This is a genomic window from Streptomyces sp. NPDC045021, from assembly GCF_056432645.1.
The window spans coordinates 57,217-75,531 of record NZ_JBWKIQ010000015.1 but is presented as its reverse complement, the minus strand read 5'-3'; the positions used below and the strand labels follow the sequence as shown (position 1 = coordinate 75,531).

16 protein-coding genes and 1 pseudogene are annotated in these 18,315 nt (G+C 69.5%); 11 read left to right on the top strand and 6 right to left on the bottom strand.

All coding sequences use genetic code 11. From position 1 onward, the window contains the following. Window positions 1–29 precede the first annotated feature (29 nt). The 9 genes and pseudogenes from AC07DC_RS34495 to AC07DC_RS34455 all read left to right on the top strand — a co-directional run. Window positions 30–302 carry a DUF4235 domain-containing protein gene (locus AC07DC_RS34495; RefSeq protein WP_478918443.1) on the top strand — a complete coding sequence of 91 codons (273 nt, stop codon included), beginning with the start codon at window positions 30–32 and terminating at the stop codon, window positions 300–302. A 13-nt stretch (window positions 303–315) separates the two neighbouring features. After that, window positions 316–819 (top strand): hypothetical protein, encoded by a 504-nt coding sequence (locus tag AC07DC_RS34490; RefSeq protein WP_478918442.1) that lies wholly within the window; start codon window positions 316–318, stop codon window positions 817–819. Further along, window positions 816–1,115: a monovalent cation/H+ antiporter complex subunit F gene (locus AC07DC_RS34485; RefSeq protein ID WP_478918441.1), complete on the top strand. Its 300-nt coding sequence runs from the start codon at window positions 816–818 to the stop codon at window positions 1,113–1,115. The genes AC07DC_RS34490 and AC07DC_RS34485 overlap by 4 nt, the downstream gene beginning before the upstream one ends. A gap of 1 nt (window position 1,116) precedes the next feature. Then, window positions 1,117–1,425, top strand: coding sequence for a cation:proton antiporter (locus AC07DC_RS34480; protein ID WP_478918440.1), 309 nt, complete (start codon window positions 1,117–1,119; stop codon window positions 1,423–1,425). Window positions 1,426–1,442: 17 nt separating this feature from the next. Continuing rightward, entirely contained in the window at window positions 1,443–1,718 is a 276-nt protein-coding gene (locus AC07DC_RS34475; RefSeq protein WP_478918550.1) for a Na(+)/H(+) antiporter subunit B, read from the top strand. Continuing rightward, entirely contained in the window at window positions 1,715–2,518 is an 804-nt protein-coding gene (locus AC07DC_RS34470; protein ID WP_478918439.1) for an MnhB domain-containing protein, read from the top strand. The genes AC07DC_RS34475 and AC07DC_RS34470 overlap by 4 nt, the downstream gene beginning before the upstream one ends. Beyond that, entirely contained in the window at window positions 2,515–2,859 is a 345-nt protein-coding gene (locus tag AC07DC_RS34465; protein ID WP_478918438.1) for a sodium:proton antiporter, read from the top strand. The genes AC07DC_RS34470 and AC07DC_RS34465 overlap by 4 nt, the downstream gene beginning before the upstream one ends. Before the next feature lie 86 nt (window positions 2,860–2,945). Beyond that, window positions 2,946–4,730: a complex I subunit 5 family protein gene (locus AC07DC_RS34460; protein WP_478918549.1), complete on the top strand. Its 1,785-nt coding sequence runs from the start codon at window positions 2,946–2,948 to the stop codon at window positions 4,728–4,730. Between the two features lie 156 nt (window positions 4,731–4,886). After that, window positions 4,887–5,018: pseudogene (locus AC07DC_RS34455) on the top strand (PRC-barrel domain containing protein); the annotation flags it as partial. A gap of 165 nt (window positions 5,019–5,183) precedes the next feature. On the opposite strand, the gene AC07DC_RS34450 reads toward AC07DC_RS34455, so the two are convergent. The 4 genes from AC07DC_RS34450 to AC07DC_RS34435 all read right to left on the bottom strand — a co-directional run bounded on the left by AC07DC_RS34450 (window position 5,184) and on the right by AC07DC_RS34435 (window position 9,541). Further along, window positions 5,184–6,269, bottom strand: coding sequence for a glutamate--cysteine ligase 2 (locus AC07DC_RS34450; RefSeq protein ID WP_478918437.1), 1,086 nt, complete (start codon window positions 6,267–6,269; stop codon window positions 5,184–5,186). A gap of 137 nt (window positions 6,270–6,406) precedes the next feature. Next, window positions 6,407–7,045: an endonuclease gene (locus tag AC07DC_RS34445; RefSeq protein WP_478918436.1), complete on the bottom strand. Its 639-nt coding sequence runs from the start codon at window positions 7,043–7,045 to the stop codon at window positions 6,407–6,409. Window positions 7,046–7,843: 798 nt separating this feature from the next. Beyond that, entirely contained in the window at window positions 7,844–8,761 is a 918-nt protein-coding gene (gene ligD, locus AC07DC_RS34440; RefSeq protein ID WP_478918548.1) for a non-homologous end-joining DNA ligase, read from the bottom strand. Between the two features lie 609 nt (window positions 8,762–9,370). Further along, window positions 9,371–9,541 carry a hydrophobic protein gene (locus AC07DC_RS34435; RefSeq protein ID WP_478918435.1) on the bottom strand — a complete coding sequence of 57 codons (171 nt, stop codon included), beginning with the start codon at window positions 9,539–9,541 and terminating at the stop codon, window positions 9,371–9,373. Between the two features lie 498 nt (window positions 9,542–10,039). Between AC07DC_RS34435 and AC07DC_RS34430 the strand changes: the two genes are divergently transcribed. Then, the gene (locus tag AC07DC_RS34430; RefSeq protein WP_478918434.1) at window positions 10,040–11,005 is read left to right on the top strand and encodes a hypothetical protein; all 966 of its coding nucleotides are present in this window, start codon (window positions 10,040–10,042) and stop codon (window positions 11,003–11,005) included. 502 nt (window positions 11,006–11,507) lie between these two features. On the opposite strand, the gene AC07DC_RS34425 is transcribed toward AC07DC_RS34430, so the two are convergent. Both AC07DC_RS34425 and AC07DC_RS34420 read right to left on the bottom strand, forming a co-directional pair. Further along, complete coding sequence (locus AC07DC_RS34425) at window positions 11,508–15,686, bottom strand: caspase family protein (protein WP_478918433.1); 4,179 nt, start codon at window positions 15,684–15,686, stop codon at window positions 11,508–11,510. A 423-nt stretch (window positions 15,687–16,109) separates the two neighbouring features. After that, on the bottom strand, window positions 16,110–16,631 hold the full coding sequence (locus AC07DC_RS34420; protein ID WP_478918432.1) for a P-loop nucleotide/nucleoside kinase family protein: 522 nt from the start codon (window positions 16,629–16,631) through the stop codon (window positions 16,110–16,112). A 490-nt stretch (window positions 16,632–17,121) separates the two neighbouring features. Between AC07DC_RS34420 and AC07DC_RS34415 the strand changes: the two genes are divergently transcribed. Continuing rightward, complete coding sequence (locus tag AC07DC_RS34415; protein ID WP_478918431.1) at window positions 17,122–18,306, top strand: beta-ketoacyl-[acyl-carrier-protein] synthase family protein; 1,185 nt, start codon at window positions 17,122–17,124, stop codon at window positions 18,304–18,306. The last annotated feature ends 9 nt before the right edge of the window (window positions 18,307–18,315 follow it).

Genomic DNA, 18,315 nt, shown 5'->3' with positions numbered 1-18,315 from the left:
GGAGTCGTGAAGCCGAGAGGAGGTATCTCTTGCCCAGGACAGCGAAAGTCGTCTACAAACCGATCGGGCTGGTCGTCGGGTTGGCGGGCGGCGCTGTGGCCGGACTGGTCTTCCGAAAAGTGTGGGACCGCATCGGGCCCGGTCAGGACGCCCCGAAGCCCCTCGAACAGGACCACGGCTGGGGTGAGGTGCTCGCCGCCGCGGCCGTACAGGGTCTGATCATGGCGGTCGTCCGGGCAGCCGTTCAGCGGGGCGGTGCTGTCGGCTGGCGCCGCGTTACCGGCACCTGGCCGGGCGACTAAACGGAGACGGACGATGAATCGCGTTACGGCAGCCGTCCTGCGATGGATGGCTTGGTGGGCACTGATGTTCCTGCTGTACCTCGTCGTGATCGGCCCGCTGTCGGCGCTGGAAGTCGCGGTGGGGGCCGGCGGCGCGGCGTTCGCGGCTGCGGGGGCAGTGGCCCTGTCGCATGCCGTGGGCTCCCGGACCGGCGGATCCACCGGTTTGAGTTCCGCGGTGGCCGGCTGGCCGGCGACCGTGCTCCGGGAGACCGGACAGGTTGCCGCCTTCACCTGGCGGACGCTGTGGGGCCGGGGACTGCCGGAGAACGGTGGCGCCTCGGTGGTGCGGATGCCACTGAGGCCCGGGGTGGGTGCCGCCTGGGCCGCCGCCCTGTTGTCGTCCACCCCCGGCTCCTGCGTGCTGGACGTGGAGCAGGCCGAGAAACCGGGGGATCCCGACGTCCTGCGGGTCCATCTGCTGGGCGGATCGCCCTCAGCAGTCGAACAGGCCGTGGCGGGGGAGCGGATGCCGTGAACGCCTGGCTGCTCGCCGCCTGCCTGTTGCTCCCCGGTGCGCTGGGTCCGTGCGTATGGGCGGCTTCACGGGGGGAACCGGAACACCGCGTGGCGGGTCTCGCGCTGGCCGGAACGATCGCGACGGCATTCTTCCTGCTCATGGCCCAGGGACTGGCCCGCACCACCTACAGCGACCTGGCACTCGTACTGGCCGTCCTCACCCCGACGGGCACCCTGGTCTTCACCCGGCTGGTCACCGCCGAGGACCGGGTTCCTTCGTCCGGTCACGGTGAACGCGGACCGGGGAAGTCCTGACATGGACCCTCGGCACGTCTGCGCCCTGACCTTGCTGACGGCGGGCGCGGCTGTGCTGCTGCTGTCGGCTGCCGCGCTCGTGATCCTGCCCGCGCCCTACCTGCGACTGCACGCGCTGGCCCCCGCGACGTCCCTGGGTCTGCCCCTGGTGGCCCTGGCCCTCGCGGTCGAGACCGGGCCCGGCCGGGCAGCCCTCAAACTTCTGTTCGTCGCCCTGCTGTCGGCGGTGGCCGGCCCCGTCATTTCCATGGCCGTTGGCCGCGCGACCGTACGCGCCCAGGAACAGCAACGGAAGGGACCCCCCTCGTGAACGACGCCCCCGGAGCGATGAACTTCCTGATCGTGGTGGCGCTGGTCCTGGTGACCGCGACTGCCACCACCGCGGTGCTGACCCGCGATCCCGTACGGCAGGCGGCGGTGCTCGCCGTTCTCGGTCTGTGCCTGTCGGTGCTCTTCCTGCTGTTTCAGGCGCCGGATGTGGCCCTGTCGCAGCTGGGCGTCGGGAGTGCCATCACTCCGCTGCTGATCCTGCTGACAGTACGCAAGGTACGGCGAGCCGGTGCCGACGAACGCCCGCACCGCGACGACGAGCAGGCTCAGTGACCCGCCGCGTCCGGAAGTGGTTGTTCCTGGCCGCGGCGGCGATTGTGGGCGCTGTGTTCGTCATGGCCTGCGTCGGCCTGCCCCCGTTCGGGGCCGGTTCCCATCCCTACGGGGACCGCGCTGTCGCCGCCTCGCTCGGCCACCGGACCGCGAACGTTGTGGCCTCGGTCAATTTTGATCTGCGTGCCTTCGACACCCTGGGCGAGGAGTCGATCCTCTTCGGCGCGGTCCTGGGCGCCGTGGTGTTGCTGCGGCGGGCCCGGGACGAGGACCGGCAGCGGCCTGAACCCGGCCGCGTACTGCCCTCCGTGCGGCTCCTGGCGATGGCCCTGCTGCCCGTCACGCTCCTTGTCGGGGTCTACGTCGTCGCCCATGGTCAACTGACGCCCGGCGGCGGTTTCCAGGGCGGCGTCATCCTCGCGACCGGATTGCATGTGGCCTATGTGGCAGCCGACTACCGGGCGCTGCGCACAGTGCGCCCGCTGGCGCTGCTGGGCGCTGTCGACGCGGTGGGAGCGGGCGCATTCACCCTTCTCGGTGGCGCCGGCCTGCTGGCCGGCGCCGCCTATCTGCAGAACGTGCTGCCATGGGGCACGTTCAACCAGTTGTCCTCCGGCGGGCTCGTGCCTCTGGTCAACGCCGCTGTGGGGCTGGAGGTCGGCTCCGGCGTCGTCGTGCTGCTCGCGCAGTTCCTGGACCAGGCGGTGGAGATCGAACCCTCGGCTGCGGATCGCGACTCCGACCGGACGCCCGACCGTGTTTCCGACGACACCACCCAACGACCGGCGGAGGACGGATGACCCTACTGCCCTTCCTGGCCGCCGGCTGGATCTTCCTGATCGGCGTGTACGGCATGGTGACCAGCCGAAATCTGGTCCATGCGGTGGGATGCCTGGCTGTCGCCCAATCCTCGACCTATGTGCTGCTGCTCGGTATCGGCTATCGCAGCGGTGCCACCGCCCCGGTGTTCGCCGACATTCCGGTGACCTCGCCCGTTGTGGACCCCGTTGTGCAGGCCCTGGCCCTGACCGACGTGGTGGTCGGCGCCACCGTGACCGCGCTGCTGCTGAGCCTGGTCATTCAGATCCGCAAACGGCACGGAACCCTGGACCCCGAAGCCCTGACCGGGCTGAAAGGCTGACGCCCGTGCCGCAGGCATCGGACCTGCTCCCGCTCGCTGTTGCCCTGCCGCTGCTCGGCGCCGCCACCCTCGTCGTCGCCGGCCGGATGCTGTCGCGCGCGGCCACCGACGCCCTGGCGGTCCTGTTCGCCACTGGGACACTGGCGGACCTGGTCCTGCTGTGGACACGCACCGGGGACGCCCGCGCGGTGTCGTGGCTCGGCGGCTGGCGGATGCACGGCGGGGAGAGCGTCGGCATCGTCCTGGTCGGTGACCGGCTCGGCATCGGGCTGGCGCTGCTCGTCGCCGCGCTCCTTGTGGCCGTACTGGCCTACTCCTGGCGGTACTTCGACGAACCACCGCACGACCATCGCGGCACCTTCCCTGCTCTGCTGCTGCTCTTCGAGGCGGGGATGTGCGGATTCGCGCTCACCGGAGACCTGTTCAACGCGTTCGTCTTCTTCGAGCTGATGGGCGTCGTGGCCTATGCCCTCACGGGCTTCCGCGTCGAGGACCCCCGCCCGCTGCAGGGCGCGCTCACCTTCGGCATGGTCAACTCCCTGGCCGCGTACTGTTCGCTGCTCGGTATCGGCATGCTCTACGCCCGCACCGGTGAACTGGGAATGGCACAGATCGGTGCACGGCTGGCAGGACACCGGGCGGACGCCCTCGTGGTCACCGCCTTCGTCCTGGTGCTCACCGCACTGCTGGTCAAGGCGGCTGCCGTCCCCTTCCACTTCTGGCTTCCGGACGCGCATGCGGTGGCGCCGACCCCGGTGTGCATGCTGCTGTCCGGAGTCATGGTCGAACTCGGGGTCTTCGGTGTGGCCCGCGTGTACTGGACCGTTTTCGCCGGCCCCGGTGGGATTCCGCGGTCCGCCTTTCAGCACACCCTCCTCGCCGTGGGGCTGTTGACGGCGGCTGTCGGCGCGGTGATGTGCTGGCAGCAACGCCACATCAAACGGTTGCTGGCGTATTCCACCATCGGCCACACAGGACTCTTCCTGATCGGGGTGGCCCTGCTCGGCCCGGACGCCGCGGCGGGCACCGCGCTGTACGTCGCCGGGCACGCGGGCGTCAAGGCTGCGCTGTTCGGGCTCACCGGTGTGCTCCTTGACCGGCACGGATCGGTCGACGAACACGGGTTGCACGGCCGAGGCCGCGACCTGCCGCTCGCGGGTGTGCTGTTCGCACTCGGCGGCCTCGCCCTGGCTGGTCTGCCGCCGTTCGGCGCCGGGCTGGGCAAGGCGGTCGCCGAACATGCGGCGGGGGAGTACTCAGGCTGGCTGCCCGCGGTCTATGTGGCCGTCTCGGCGGTGACCGGCGGAGCGGTGCTCCGCGTCGGACTACGGGTCTTCGCCGGCGCCGGCACCCCGCCGCAGGTGGACCACCCGGACCTGGAGACGACCGGAGACGGCGAGGAGCCCGAGATCCGCGACCCCCGTCGGCCGGTTCCCCGCCTCATGACAGTGGTGCCGGCGGTGTTGCTGGCCTGCAGTCTGCTGGTCGGAGTACTGCCCGCGGTCGGATCCGCACTCGGTGCGGCGGCTGTCCGCTTCACGGACCACTTCGGGTACCTGGCCGCGGTCTACGGCACGGGAATGACCTCGCCGGCAAGGCCGGGTCCGGTTCCGGAGACCGGCTGGACCGGGGTGGGTCTCCTCCTCGGTCTGCTGTCCGCGGCCCTGGCGGTGGCGTTCGCGGTCGGGGCCGTCCACGGTCCGGCCTGGACCGGCAGCGCGAGCCGCGGCCTGCGCGGCGTCGCGGCGGCGGGCGGGCAGTACCTCGTCGTCCCACTACGACGTCTGCACTCGGGTCATCTGGGGGACTACGTGACCTGGCTGACGGTGGGTGTCGCCGCCCTGCTACTCGCCTTCCTGGTCCAGGTGTGAGTCGTGCGAGGTTGCGAGTGCCGGCGGTGGGTCCGTCCTGACCGGGCGCGTGGAGGGCCACGAGCCGGGCGTCCGGCATGTGCGCACTGAGCCGATGCAGCTGCCTGCCGAGATGCTTCGGGGCCTTTCTGCCGCCGTGTACGAGGAAGCGCGTGTCTGTCGGCCGGTACGGATCTGACCGGGTTCAAGGTCGAAGCGACCAACGGCAGCATCGGCAAGGTCGACAGGCACTCCGATGAGGTCGGCTCCGCGTACATCGTTGTCGACACCGGTCTGTGGATCTTCGGCATCTGAGATCTTGGGAGGCGGGGCGTGCGCAAGGCAATGGGCGGCCGTGAGATCGCGGCCCAGGACTGCCACAGCGTGCCCGCCATCGGTCCGGCCGCAGTGGCCCCCCACGGTCACCGCTCTTGCACCTGGACTCAGTTGTGGCGAGGGTCGCAGTGGTCGCAGTCAGTGTTTTGTGCGCGCGATGGCGTCGGTGACGACAGACCGTAGATCACCGGTGCGTGCGTATGTGTCGCGCTGGAGCCCGGCCCCGCCGCCGCGTCTCAGCAGCTGACTCAGCGACTCCTTGACCAGGGACAGATCGTCGGCGTCCAGGAGTGCTTCGGTGGTGTGGTCCACCAGTGTGTTGATCACGGTCTCGGCTGGTACCGGAGTCCAGGTGAGGGGATGGACGAGCTGGTCGGAGACCCCTGATCGTGCGGCCCGCCACGCTGAGAGTCGCAGCAGACCCACTGGCGCCGCCGGCGTCGGTTCGCCCGCGCGCCAGGCGCGCGCGGCTGTCTCCACCAGAGCTCGCACCAGAGCCGCCAGCAGTACCGCGTCGTCCGCGTCCATGCACACGTCGGCGACCCTGATCTCGACAGTGGGATAGGTGCGTGAGAGCCGAGCGTCGAAGTAGATCATCCCTTCGTCGAGGAGCACTCCCGTCCCCAGCAGAGACCGCACCTGAGCGTGGTACCGCTCCGGCGACCCGAACTCCTCCGTGGGGCCCGCCGAGGGCCAGCGCCCCCACACCTGATTCCGGAAGCTGCTGTACTCGCTGTCGCGACCCTGCCAGAACGGCGAATTCGCACTCAGCGCCAGCAGGACGGAAAGCCAGGGCCGGATCCGGTCGAGGACGGCCACGCCCTCCTCGTCCGACTCCACGCCCACATGCACATGGCAGCCGCAGGTGAGTTGTTCCTGCGCGGTGAGACCGAACTCCTCGACCAACCGACGGTAGCGCCGCCCCGAACTCACCGAGGGATCGGCAGGCAGGACAGATGTGGCGAGGGCCGCCACTTCTGTCCCTGTCTCGCGCGCCCTCTCCGAGGCCGCCGCTCGCCAGCGCCGCACTTCCCTGGCCAGATCACTCATCGATGTCTGCGGCCGTGTGGTGGTCTCCAACTGCTCCCGTTGCAGTTCTGACTCCAGCCTGGCCTGGTCGTCGCCCTCAACCTGCGCGGCCAGTACCGCTTCCGCGATGGCACGCGGTTCTCCGGTGTCCGGGTCGACCAGCAGCAGTTCTTCCTCGACGCCCACACTACGCACGGTGGCTGCCCTTCTTCGTCCTGTCGTCGACCGCCGCAGCGTCTTCGACCTCGTTGCCGGGGTCCGAGCCGGGTGCGGCTTCTCCCCACGATGCCGGGCCCTGCCCTCCCGCCCAGGACACCTGCGAGCCCGTCGCTTCAGCGAGCGTTGTTCGGATCCGGGCGCCACTTCTCCAAGCGGGCGCGGATGAGTCCTGCGGCCAGCTGGGGCAGGGCTTCGGCGGGCACGAGTCGTGCCAATCCTTGTGGAGTGTCGGGGAGGCCCAGAGATGCTGCCGTTTCCAGGGAACGCTGATCGAAATAGGGACGCAGTTCGGGCCACAACCCCTGTACTTCACGACAGAAGATGTCGGCGCCCACCGGCCCGATGCGCGGTACCTTCTGGAGCAGCGCATGAATCCGCTTCGGATCCTCCTCCGCCTCCTCGCGCAGGCGGCGCAGATCGCCGTGCCAGTTGTCCAGTAGCAGTCGAGCCCCGTCGAGCAGGGCGGTGGCGGTGCTCTCGTCGTAGCGGCGGTAGTGGGCACGGCCCAGTGCGTCGACGATTGTCTGCCATTCGGTGGCGGCCATGGTGCGTGGGGTGCGCAGACCGGCCCCGAAAACCTCCTTGGCCGCGTTGGTCGCGATCTCCGCTTTGATTCGGGTCGAGCACAGAACAGCGAGCACCAGCAGCTGATACAGGGGGGAAGGCTTGGCGCGAAGAGTGATGCCCGCTTCCCCTGCGTACGTGCGACCGTACTCGCGCATGAGTTGTGAGGTCAGATCGGTGGTCTTCATGGTGACTACCTGGGATTCCGGACGAGGAATTGCGACGAGGAATTGCATTGGTCCGACGTTCTGCTGTACCCGAAGAACGGTGAGGACATGCCTCTACTGGTCGTCGCCGCCGGTCGCCTGACGCCGGCAGGAACCCAGGGGGGTCGGTAAGGGCGTGTTCGGAGCCGGGCAGTCAGGCGTGGGTGGTACGCCGATGACCCTGGTGGCTCGGCGAGGCGGTGGGTTCGCGGTCACCGGAACGATGACGCGCACTCTGCGAGGGGCTGCTCCAGACCAGGATCAGAGCCAGGACCATCGGAGCAGTAAGCAGGACCAGGAGTCCCATCGCGCACCTCACTTTCATCGGTCAGTGACCTTGCGCCTGACCGGATCGGTGAGCCGCAAACCCTGGGTCACTCGTGCGGGTGACCCTGTAGTGGTCAGGGTGCCGGGCTGCCGTCCGTTGGATTTTCAGCGGGCCTCGTGGAGACGGGGCAGAATTCGGGTGCGGTAGAAATTGAAGAACTCCCGCTCATCGCGCGTTTTGCGAGTCCCTGCTCGGACGCGGTTCGGGGTCTCTCTCGACCGATTCAGCAGATCGTCCCCGTTGCGAGGGGTTCGTGGCGCCAGGAAGATCGGGAACCGCGACGCGCGGCGGTAGATCTCGTATCAGTGGTTTGTTCGCTGAGAATGTCATAGCAGTCGTCTACCCGAGTCAGGTGAGTCATTCCTGTCGCTGCCAGATCCGCTGCCCGCGAGACTGAGCCGGAGCCGGCAGGAGTGCTGCGCGGTGGTGTGGAGGCGACATGGCGCGCCGGCTCAGGGCTCCGGTCGGCTCTCCCCGGTCAGGGACTGCAGTCGGCGATGCGCGGCGGTCACGCTATGTGCGTGACGGCCGAGTCCTGCCCAAGGGTCGCAGTCGAGCCGGTCGCCCAGATCGGTCATCGTCCAGCGGCGGGCCGTCAACTCCGGTGCATCCAGCTCGTCCCAGCTCAGGGGCGCGGCGACGGGTGCGCCCGGTAGGGGCCGGACGGCGAAGGGAGCGACGACGGTCTGGGCGTAGCCATTGCGGGCGACGTCCAAGAACAGGCGCCCTCGGCGGGCGCTCTTCCGCACCTCGGTGGTCAACTCCTCGGCATGGCGCGACGCGAGTGTGTGGGCGACGGCCCGTGCGAACGCGAGCACATTGTCCGCGTCCTGCGTGTCGTCGTTCCGGCTGAGCGGCACGATCACATGCAGACCTCGTGAGCCGGTGGTCATCAGGCCCGAGGACAGTTCCAGTTCGCCGAGCAGTTCGTACAGGTGACGGGCTGCGCTGCGTACGGTTTCGAAGTCGTCGGAGGACGGGTCCAGGTCGAAAACGAGCCGGTCCGGGTGGCGCGGCCGGTCGGCCCGGCTCAGCCAGCGGTGTGGGGTGATGCACGCCTGACCGGCGAGGTAGACCAGAGTCGCCTGGTCATCGCAGATCACATGGTCCACCTCGCCGTCCTCCTTGGATAGGGAGGCGTGGTGGATCCACTGGGGGAAGTACTTCGGAATTGCCTTCTGGAAGAATCGTTCGCCGTGGATTCCGTCCGGCATCCGCTCCAGCATGAGCGGCCTGCCGCGAAGCTCCGGAACCATGCGCGGAGCCACACGGCGGTAGTGCTCCGCAAGGTCCGCTTTCGTGATGCCGTCCTCCGGAAAGAGCTGTTTTTCTGGCCGGTTGACGCCGATGGTGTGCCGACCGACGCGCATTTCCAAGGTAGAGCTCACCTGAGCCTCCGTGGGTCGAGCCGACCGTGAGCCATCGACTCACCGGTCGGCGGCCGAATGCTCGCGGTGGCTTCCGCTTGCTCAAGCTTCGGGCTGCTGGGTGCCATGCGGGCTCGTAGAGGTCCGGGCGGGGTGCTGTGGTCCGACCCTGCTCGGGTGATGGGCTCCGGGGCAGAGACCGGCCCCGGTAGCGGACCCGGCCGAGGGCGCGGTTCCGGGGAGGGTTTCGGCGGTGGGGGATCCGGTTCGGGCGCAGGCGGAGCCGGCGGCACGGGGTCCGGCCCACCCGGCGCGGGCACGGGCCCAGGCACGGGACCCGGCTGTGGGCCACCCGGAGGCGCCGGGGTCGGGTTGGGTGGTACCGGATCGCTCGGGAGGTCCGACTCCAGCAGGTCCGGCAGATGGCTACGGAGAGAGGGCTGTACCGCCATGACGGGCTCCTTCGCTCACCGCTCCACTACGGATCCACGCTCGGAGGCTGACCGATCCGCAGCGGGCCTGTGCCCAGAGGACAGGCTCAGATGCCGATGGGCCCGGCGGTCGTCACCCGGGCCCGTCATGTGTCCGATCGCTTCGTGCCCGGCCTGCCGGCTACCACCGGTACCAGCGTCCGCGGCTGCCGGAAGCTCCGCTGCCGCGCATGACGAAGCCGAGCAGCCACACGACCAGCACGACGATTGCGACCCACCAGAGGATCTTGAGGGCGAAGCCGGCGCCGAAGAGGATGAGGGCGAGCAGCAGAACCAAAAGCAGTGGACCCATGATGACGAACCTCCTGATCAGCGCCTGCCCCGTCGTGGGCCACTCATGCCTCTCCCCATTGCTCGTCCCCGATGGTCGTCCTGGACACACCAGCACTGCGACGGGGCGGGTGCAGAGCCGGCCCGGTCCTGTTCGGGGCACGCGGATGCCGGCCATGACGGTCTCGAAGGCCGGAGTATCACCGGCCTGGCCCGGTGTGACGACGAAGGCGATCGGGCGTGCGCCGCCGTCCTGACTTGCGCCCCTTGGCGCGGATTTCGGCGTGATGCCAATGGGCCGGGATGCGGCAGAGAGGTTCGGTGGTTTCGGTGCAGCCGCACGCTCCTGGTAGGGCTCGCTCAACGCACTGTGCGGGAGGACTCGTCGTGGTGGTCCTTGGGTTCCGCGTTGCCGCCCGCCGCCTCCCCCGGGTGGGGGAGGCGAATACGTCCGGCGGGGGACGTGGCCGGGCCGGTGAGGACGGAGGCTGGGATTCCTGCTGATGGAGGGGGAGTTCGGGTGGAACGCTGGGATCGGGTCGGGCGGAACGCGGCGTATGGGGCGGCTCTGGCGTTGTCGCCGTACTTGCTGATCAAAGTCTCGTGGGTGGTCGGCTCCCTCGTGGGGGTGCTGCCGATCGGCAATGGGTTCAGCTTGACGGAGTGGGTGGTGCTCAACATCGTCACGATCGGTATGGCGGTGATCGGGATCGCCTTGGCGCTCGCGCTGGCGCGGCCATGGGGGATGCGGATACCGGGGGCGCTCGTCGCGTTCTGTTCCTGGGTGGGGTCGGGGTTCCTCGTCTCGGTGCTGCCTTTCGTTCTCTTCAGTGCGCTCCTGAGTGTGGGCGGTGACTCGCAGGGCGGCGGCGGTGACGACCCGGCCATGCCGGTCTGGGAGGGCGTACTCGTCCAGTTCAGCTTCGTGGGGATGGGGCTGGGGCTGGCTCTCGCGGTCCCGGCGTATCTGCGGCGCCGCTGGCCCGATGCGTTCGTCGGGCGCGTCGGTGACGGTCCGCGTACGGTGCCGCCGTGGGCGGCTGTCGTCGGTGCCGCGGTCGGCCTGGTCTGGCTCTACTGGGCGGCCGGAGGCACTTTGGGAATCGCCCACCCGGCCGAGCGGAACACCGACGGGCACGTGCTGGCCGCTGTATGGGGGTTTTGGGCACTCGCCGGATCCGCCGCCGTCTGGACGGTCGCCCGGGCGCGTCCTGCCGGGTTGCCGCGCTGGCTCCCGCTGGTGTTCGGGTGGGTCGGATCGGGCTCACTGTTCGCATGGAGCGCATGGAAGGTGCCCCTCTTGCTGTATGTAGCGGTGGCGGATCCGGCCGATGTCACGCCGCCGGAAAACCTCACCGTCGCGGTGGTGCTGCATCTCTGCGCCGTGGTGGCGGGCGCGGCGATGATGCGGACACTCGTCCGCGCGCGTATCCGCGGCGCCGAGTCCCATGCCCTGCCCGAGGTTGTCATTCGGCTCGAGGGGTGAGTGCCTCAGGTGGCGGCGGCGCCTTCTGAAGCGCCCCAGCCGAGGGTGAGATGATCTTGCTGTGGCCACCGGATGGCGCTGGTGGCCTGGGAAGATTGACCATGTAGTCATGACCTCCTCGCCCCGCCCGCCGTACGTCGGTGGCCGACAGGATCCGACAGGCGGGACTACCGCGGTCGGTGGAGAGTCCGCTCCCGCCCGCGGGTACCTGCTGGACAACGCGCGCGCCGAGGCGGGCGAGCGATTCGTTTGGCTGGCCGAGCTGTTCGACGGTCGCGCGGGCACTTCGATCGACTGGGGGTCAGGGCTGGCTTGCGCTTCTGGGAAGTGGGGGCCGGTGGCCCCGGTATCCCGGAGGCCCTCGCGGCGGCCGTCGGGCCGATCGGGCACGTGCTGGCCACGGGCCGTCAGGATCCGGTCCCCGGAACGCCGCGAAAGCATCGAAGAGCGGTTTGATCGATAAGGCAGTTCCCCTGGGGGTCTGAGAAGCGCGGCCTGTTGCTCACCGCGTCCGGTAGAGAGAGCGTCGGTTGAAGACCGCTACATCGTTGTTCATGCCCACGACGAGGTCACCGGCCGAGGTGAAGTCCACCGCGTAAGGGCTGAGCACCCGTAGGTGGCTGATGGGCTTGCCCGCCCGCAGATTCCAGATCCTCACCGTGTTGTCGCGATGTCCGCAGGTAGCGGCAACGGGGGTGCCGTCGACAACGGAACAGGCCACACCCGAGACGCCACCGGCGTGCCCCGCCAGAGGCTTGCCGAAGCCGGTGCCGTTGCGGAGATCCCACACCCGCACGTTGCCATCGATGCCGCCGGTGAGGGCAATGGGGGTGTCGTCCACGGCCGTGCACGCGAGAGCCGCCACCCCCTCAGCAGGGCCCGACAGCGGCCCTCCACGAGCATGACCGGTCCTCAGATCCCACACCCGCACTCCACCCGCGAGACGTCCACCCGTGACAGCGACCGGCGTACCGTCCACCATCAGGCAGGCCACCGCCGTCACGCCGCCGACATGACCGATCAGAGGCTCGCCAACGGCGGTACCCGTGCGCAGATCCCACACCCGTACCCGGCCGTCCAACCGGCCACCGCCCGTGACGGCGACAGGGGTGCCGTCCACCATGTAGCACGCCACTGCCGACACGCCTTCGGCATGGGCGACGTGGGCCTCCTTGAGAGAGGCGCGGGTCCGCAGATCCCAGACGCGCAACCTGCCGTCGCGACCGCAGGTGATGGCGACAGGAGTACCGTCCACGTCCGTACAGCCCACCGCCAGCACACCGTCAGGGTGACCGACCAGAGGTTCACCCAGAGCCGTGCCGGTCCGTAGATCCCATACCCACGCCGCCCCATCGAAGGGGCCGCCGCAGGTCACGGCAACAGGGGCGCCGTCCACGGCTGCGCACGTCACCGCCGAAATGACACCGGTATGACCGATCCGAGGCCCACCGCCGACCGTGCCGGCCCGCAGGTCCCACACCTGCACCGCCCCGTCATCGCCGCCGGTGACGGCAACGGCCGTGCCGTCCACCACGGTGCACGCCACGGCTGACACGCCGCCGGCATGACCGATCAGCGGTTCGCCGAGAGCAGTGCCGGTCCGCAGGTCCCACACCCGCACCGCCCCGTCGAAGCCGCCGCAGGTCACGGCGATCGGCGCACCGTCCACGGTGGTGCATGCCACCGCCGACACGCCACTGGCATGGCCGGTCAGAGGCTCGCCCCGTGCGGTACGGGTCCGTAGGTCCCATATCCGGACGAGGCCGTCCAGCCGGCCACCACCCGTGACGGCGACGGGGGTGCCGTCCACCACACAGCACGCTACTGCCGACACACCGTCGGTGTGACCCGCCCGAGTCCTTCCGGATGACGAGCGGTCCCCTCGTAGTGTCCACACCCCCAAGGAACCGTCGTCCTCCCCCGCGACGGCAACGGGCCCGTCCGCCAGGACGGTGCAAGCCACGGTCCACGTGGCACTCCGATAGCGGCCGCTGCCGGGAATACCCCTGCGAGGCATGCCGGTCCGCGCATCCCACATGGGCACGCCGTCGCCGTCGCATGCGAGGACCACTGGTATGCCGTCCACGAGGGAGAACGCCAACGCCGTCACGGGCAGTTTGCTGTCCGTCGAAAGTTCCCCGAGAGCCGCCCGGGTTCGCAGGTCCCACAGCCTGACCGCCCCGTCGGCGCCGCCGGTGACGGCAACGGCGGTACCGTCCACGACGCAGCATGCCACGGCCGACACGCGACCGGCATGAGCGATCACAGGCTCACCCAGGGCCGTGCCGGTCCGCAGATCCCACACCCGCACCGCACCGTCTTCACCGCCGGTGACGGTTAGCGGACTACCGTCCACCACAGTGCACGCCACCGCCGTCACGCCGCTGACGTGACCGGTCAGGGTGTCCCGCAGAGCCAGCGTGAAGCCGCTGCCCGTGGCCCAGTCGGGAGTCCAAGTGCCTCCCGGCATGCGGCCGGTCAGCTCGTCCTGCAAAGAGATGGCGTTGGCGCGGGCAGCATCCAGGGCAAGGACCTGGCGGCGTACCGCCGGAGCTGAGGCGGCATGGATGCCGAGCGAGGTGCGGTAGACCGCGGCGGTCAAGCGGGCAACATCACTTCGGATTCGGTGCAGGTACGGGGTGAGGCTGCGGGGGGTGGCATGGACGAGGTACTCCGGGTCCTGGACGATCTGATCCATGCGATCGGCTGCGGCGGCGTGGGCGGCGAGATGGGTGAGCAAGTAGGGGTGAGCCCGGGACCAGTCGCGGGTGGCGTCGCCCCGGAGCGGCACGCGGTCGGTGAGGACGTTGGTGAAGACCGAGTGGACAGCCTGCTGTTGGACACCGTCCTGGAGATGCTCGACCAGGGCCTGGTGGTAGAGCCGGTAGGCGGAGCGCCCCGATTCGGTGGCCTCCACCACGTACGAGCCGGCCGCGTGCCGCAGCCATACCAAGTCCTCGTCCGTGTAGGCGCGCCCTGAGATCGCGGAGGCCACCGGGGCCCAGATGTCCTCCCACGGAAGTCCCTGCCCCTGGGCGAAAGCCAGCGGGCGCAGCAGATCCGCCGCCCGCCGGGCATCGGGTCCCAGACGGCTGGCGAGGTCGTCCCGCATGGCCTGCCCCGCATGGCGCGGCAGCCCGTCCCGCCAGGCTCGGTCGTGCGGATCGGCGATGACTTCGCTGTCCGCGGCCAGGGTGCCGGCGGTGATGCGTGCGACCAGGAACGATGTGCCCGCGGCTGCGGCGACCGCTTCCGCCACCGGCCGCAGTGCCTCGGGACGGCGCCGGTAGGGGGAGGTGCGGTGGGATTCGATGAGGGTGCGGACGGTGTAGGCGGCGAGGGCTTCCGGATCGGCGTATCGGGGATCGTCGAGGTCGATCACCTGGTAATTGCCGGTGACGCTGCCCGGCCGTGCGGTCAAGCGGTCCAACAGGTAGGGGCGGGTGCCCAGGAGCAACCGGATCCGGCCGTCGGAGTGGTCGATCAGCGGCTGCAGGATCTGCGTGCACAGGGTGTCGGGCGTGGCAGCCTCGTCCAGGGCGTCGATGAGTGCCGTGAACGGCCCCTCGTCGGCACGGTCCTCCAGAGCCTGCAGCAACTCACCGACGGTGTCCGCCCGCACGTGCGCGGCAGCGGCCAGTCCTTGCAGAACGTCGGCGTCGGTGAGGTTCTGCGCGTACATGGCGACATCGATCGAATCCGCGTCCGGTATCAGCGACGGATCGAGTCCCAGGGCGTCGACTGGCACGGAGCGCCGGCGCTCTCGATGAGCCAGCGTCGCGAGAAGGCCGAGGACGGCGGTCTTGCCCGAGCCGGGGCCCGCAGCGACCACTGTGCAGGCCGGGCCGTCAACGGCGGGGGCGCGCAGCCACTGGGCGACGTCGGCGAGCGCGGCATGACGTCCGCAGAACCACCAGCCCTGAGAGGCGTCACCGTGGTAGCCCATGGCTCGCACGAGCAGGCGTCGGGTGAGCTCGGTGTCGCGACGGCGTGCCTGCTCGTCGAACTCGGCTGCCTGCTGGATGGCCAGATCCACATCGGTGAGCAGGGTGCTGTGGCGAGGGTTGGCGAAGAACGCCGGTGGCTCCCCGGTCAAACCGACCAGGGCGAGGTTGATGCGTTGGAACGCGGGCCGGTCGCGGTGGTTGTTCATCTGCTGCACCACCGTGGACACCGGCAGTGTCTGGGGACCGTGTCCGGCCGTGGCCCAACTACGGACCGCGTCCGTGAGCAGCCGTGGGAAGAGCCCGGTCCGGGCCTGCTGGTGTGGTTGGGCGGAGGAGAGGATGGCCAGGCCGGAGCCGGTGGCCTGGCCCCACCCCGCGCTGATGCGCTCCAGGGCGGCCGCCGCCAGTTCGTTGCCGCCCTGCCCGGAGTAACAGGTGTCCAGAACAAGGAGCAGGCGCCGTACCGCGGTACCGCGCAGGATCGCCCGGGCCAGTTCCACCGTCGGTAGCGCGGTGTAGGCGATGTCGTCGGGGTCGGTGTCAGCCGTCAGGAGCATGTGCTCGCCGCCGTCGTCGAGCACCTCGCCGTGCCCGGAGATGTAGACGGCCAGCAGGTCGTCCTCGCGGCGGTCCTGGGACTTGCAGAACGCGCGGAGCTGGTCGGTCAGTTGGGCCCGCGTCGGGTCCAATCCGAGGGCGGTCTCGTGCTGGTAACCCAGCTCGCCGGAGAACAACGCGATGACCCTGTCCCGGGCCTCACTCAGCTCAGGCCGATCCCACTCCGGGCATTTGGGGTAACGGGATATTGCCGTGGCGATCAGGAACCTGCGCGGGCCGTCCGCGGTCCTGGCCCCGCCATGGCGCCTCGAGGCGCTCATTCCAGGCCGGCGGCAACGGCACGCCCGCAGAGGGCATCTGTCAGGTACGCCAACAGGCTGTCCTCCCCGAAGAGTTGCTTGCCGACCCCGTGCACCGCTACCACGCGCGCCACATCGCACCGCCCCGTTCGCGCCGCTACCGATAGCAAGCACTGTAGAAGCCGCCGGCACCGCAAGTGACCGGGTACACGCAATCAGTCCAACATGGTTGGGGGTGACCCATTGCCCGCAGGGACAACGACGGCCGGCACGAGCGCACCCTGTCGTGGCGGGCGGGCCTCAACTCTTGACTGCCTCTGCGATCTGCAGGGCGGCCTGGGCGGGGGTGAGGTGTGTGGTGTCGACGACCTGGGCCTCGTCGTGTAGCCACGTGCGGGCGGCCTCGGCGTAGGGCTCAAGGTATTTGAGACGGAATGGGGAGGGGCCAAGAAGCGTGTCCCCCTCGATGCGCCCGCGGAGGGTGTCCTGGTCGGCGTGGAGGACGAAGTGCCGTATCGGAATGGCGTGGTGGGCGAGGCCCGTGCTGATCTCGCGCCAGTACTCCTCGACCAGGACAGTCATGGGCATCACCAGAGTGCCGCCGGTGTAGTCGAGTACGCGGCGGGCGGTCTCGACCACGAGTGGCCGCCACGGCGGCCAGTGCTGGAAGTTGTCCGTCGCGGGCAGCCCTGGCGCGATGTCCATGAGTGTCTCGCCGACCTTCTCGGCGTCGAACACCCGTGAATCCGGGATCAGCTGCTGCACGAGTGCACTGGTCGTCGTCTTGCCTGCTCCGTGGGTGCCGTTCAGCCATACGATCATGGGCCCCAACGCTAGCGCTGTGCGGGCCGCGGGAACGGGCAGGGCAGAAATCCCATACGACTTCGGGGTTTCCCGGGATGGTGTCAACCACCGGGATCGGGTGTCACCCATCTCGAAGAGTCGCATGAATGCGCAGCTCAGGACGGGTCAGACGGCGAATCGCAGTGTGGCGCGGCGGGATTGTCGCTCTCCTGTGGCAACAAGGCTGCTGCGGCTGCCGAATGGCCCACCCGGGACGCCGGCGACGTCCGTGAGGACCTGCCGAGGTGGTCGGCGAGAGACGGTGTTGTCGGCCTGAGCACCCGGGCGATCTTGGAGTTCTCGGAGTGGCGTGGACCACAGAGAGACTTCTCACAGGCTCATGTGCCCGAAAAAGGTATATAACTGCCGAAGTGGAGTGCAATGGCACTTACTTGACCACGAACTGACGAAGTGACCCATTTCATATGCTTCGTAGCATTCGACAGTCCTGCGTAGAAAGGTGCGTACTGTGACCGCTTATCTGTGCCCTCCTGCAGTGATACACGGCGAGCACGCCGTGGAGACCAGCCAGATCGTGGCGGAAGTGCGCGACCGGCACCCCCGCGCGCCGTGGCTGCCGCGGATCGACGGCATCGCGGCCAGTACCGGCATCGCTTCCCGCGGGTGGATGCTGCCGTTGGCCACCGCCGTCGCGCCCAGCAACGGGAGCGGCCTGCGGACCCCGGGCATCGCACCGGCCCGGCAGGCACTGATCCGCGACGGATTCACCGAGCAGGAAGTGGACCGCGCGATCACCGCACTCGAGGCGATACCGGCGCCGCAGACCGTGCAGGAGCGCACCGCGCCTGCCTGGGAAGCCGTGCAGGCGTACGGGGAGCGGGCCGCGCGAGGCGCACTGCAGATCGCAGGGCTGGACGCCGCCGACGTCGACTGCCTGATCACCAGCCACTCGACCACCCCGGCCTTGCCGGGACTGGACATAGCGCTGGCCGACCGGCTGTCGCTCCGCGATGACGTGCTTCTCCTCCCGGCCACGCAGTGGGCGTGCATCGCAGGGACCCGCTCCCTCGCGCTGGCGGCCGACCTGGTGGCCGCGGACCCCGACCGGGTGGTTCTGGTCGTGATAGCGGAGGCGCTGAGCACCACCTACCAGCCCGCGGACGACACGCTGGAATCCTTGATCGTCCGGCTGCTGTTCGCGGACACCGCCGTCGCCGCGGTGGTCACCGGCCGTCCCAGGCCGCAGTCGGTGCTGCGGCTGGACGCGGCCTGGCACCACACCCTGCCCGGTACCCGGGACCTGCACCGGCTAGACACCCGTGCCGACGGCACGCATTTCGTCATGGACCGGCGCGGGCCGCGCGCCGTACAGGACACGGTCGTCGCGATGTGGGAGTGGCTGCGCCGCCGCCACCAGGACGACGCCAACCCCTGGCATCCCGATCTTCTGCTCGCGCACCCCGGCGGGACCCGCGTGCTGGAGTACATGGAACAGACGATGCCCGACGGGTGGCCGACCGAGGTTCTGGCCTACAGCCGCGACAGCTACACCAGCGGCAACCGCGGCGGTGCGGCCGTGTTCGACATCCTGCGACGCGCGCACGACGCCGGCCAGAACGCGGGCAGCCGTACCGTGCTGTACGCGGCGGCGCCGGGACTCACGGCCACGGCCGTGGAGGGAGAGTGGCTCTAGCGCTACCGC

Coding starts and splice junctions, on each gene's coding strand:
- AC07DC_RS34460 (WP_478918549.1), top strand. CDS start 2,946: ATGCTGTCGCGCGCGGCCACCGACGCCCTGGCGGTCCTGTTCGCCACT.
- AC07DC_RS34480 (WP_478918440.1), top strand. CDS start 1,117: ATGGACCCTCGGCACGTCTGCGCCCTGACCTTGCTGACGGCGGGCGCG.
- ligD (WP_478918548.1), bottom strand. CDS start 8,761: ATGCGCGTCGGTCGGCACACCATCGGCGTCAACCGGCCAGAAAAACAG.
- AC07DC_RS34435 (WP_478918435.1), bottom strand. CDS start 9,541: ATGGGTCCACTGCTTTTGGTTCTGCTGCTCGCCCTCATCCTCTTCGGC.
- AC07DC_RS34490 (WP_478918442.1), top strand. CDS start 316: ATGAATCGCGTTACGGCAGCCGTCCTGCGATGGATGGCTTGGTGGGCA.
- AC07DC_RS34475 (WP_478918550.1), top strand. CDS start 1,443: ATGAACTTCCTGATCGTGGTGGCGCTGGTCCTGGTGACCGCGACTGCC.
- AC07DC_RS34420 (WP_478918432.1), bottom strand. CDS start 16,631: ATGATCGTATGGCTGAACGGCACCCACGGAGCAGGCAAGACGACGACC.
- AC07DC_RS34465 (WP_478918438.1), top strand. CDS start 2,515: ATGACCCTACTGCCCTTCCTGGCCGCCGGCTGGATCTTCCTGATCGGC.
- AC07DC_RS34445 (WP_478918436.1), bottom strand. CDS start 7,045: ATGAAGACCACCGATCTGACCTCACAACTCATGCGCGAGTACGGTCGC.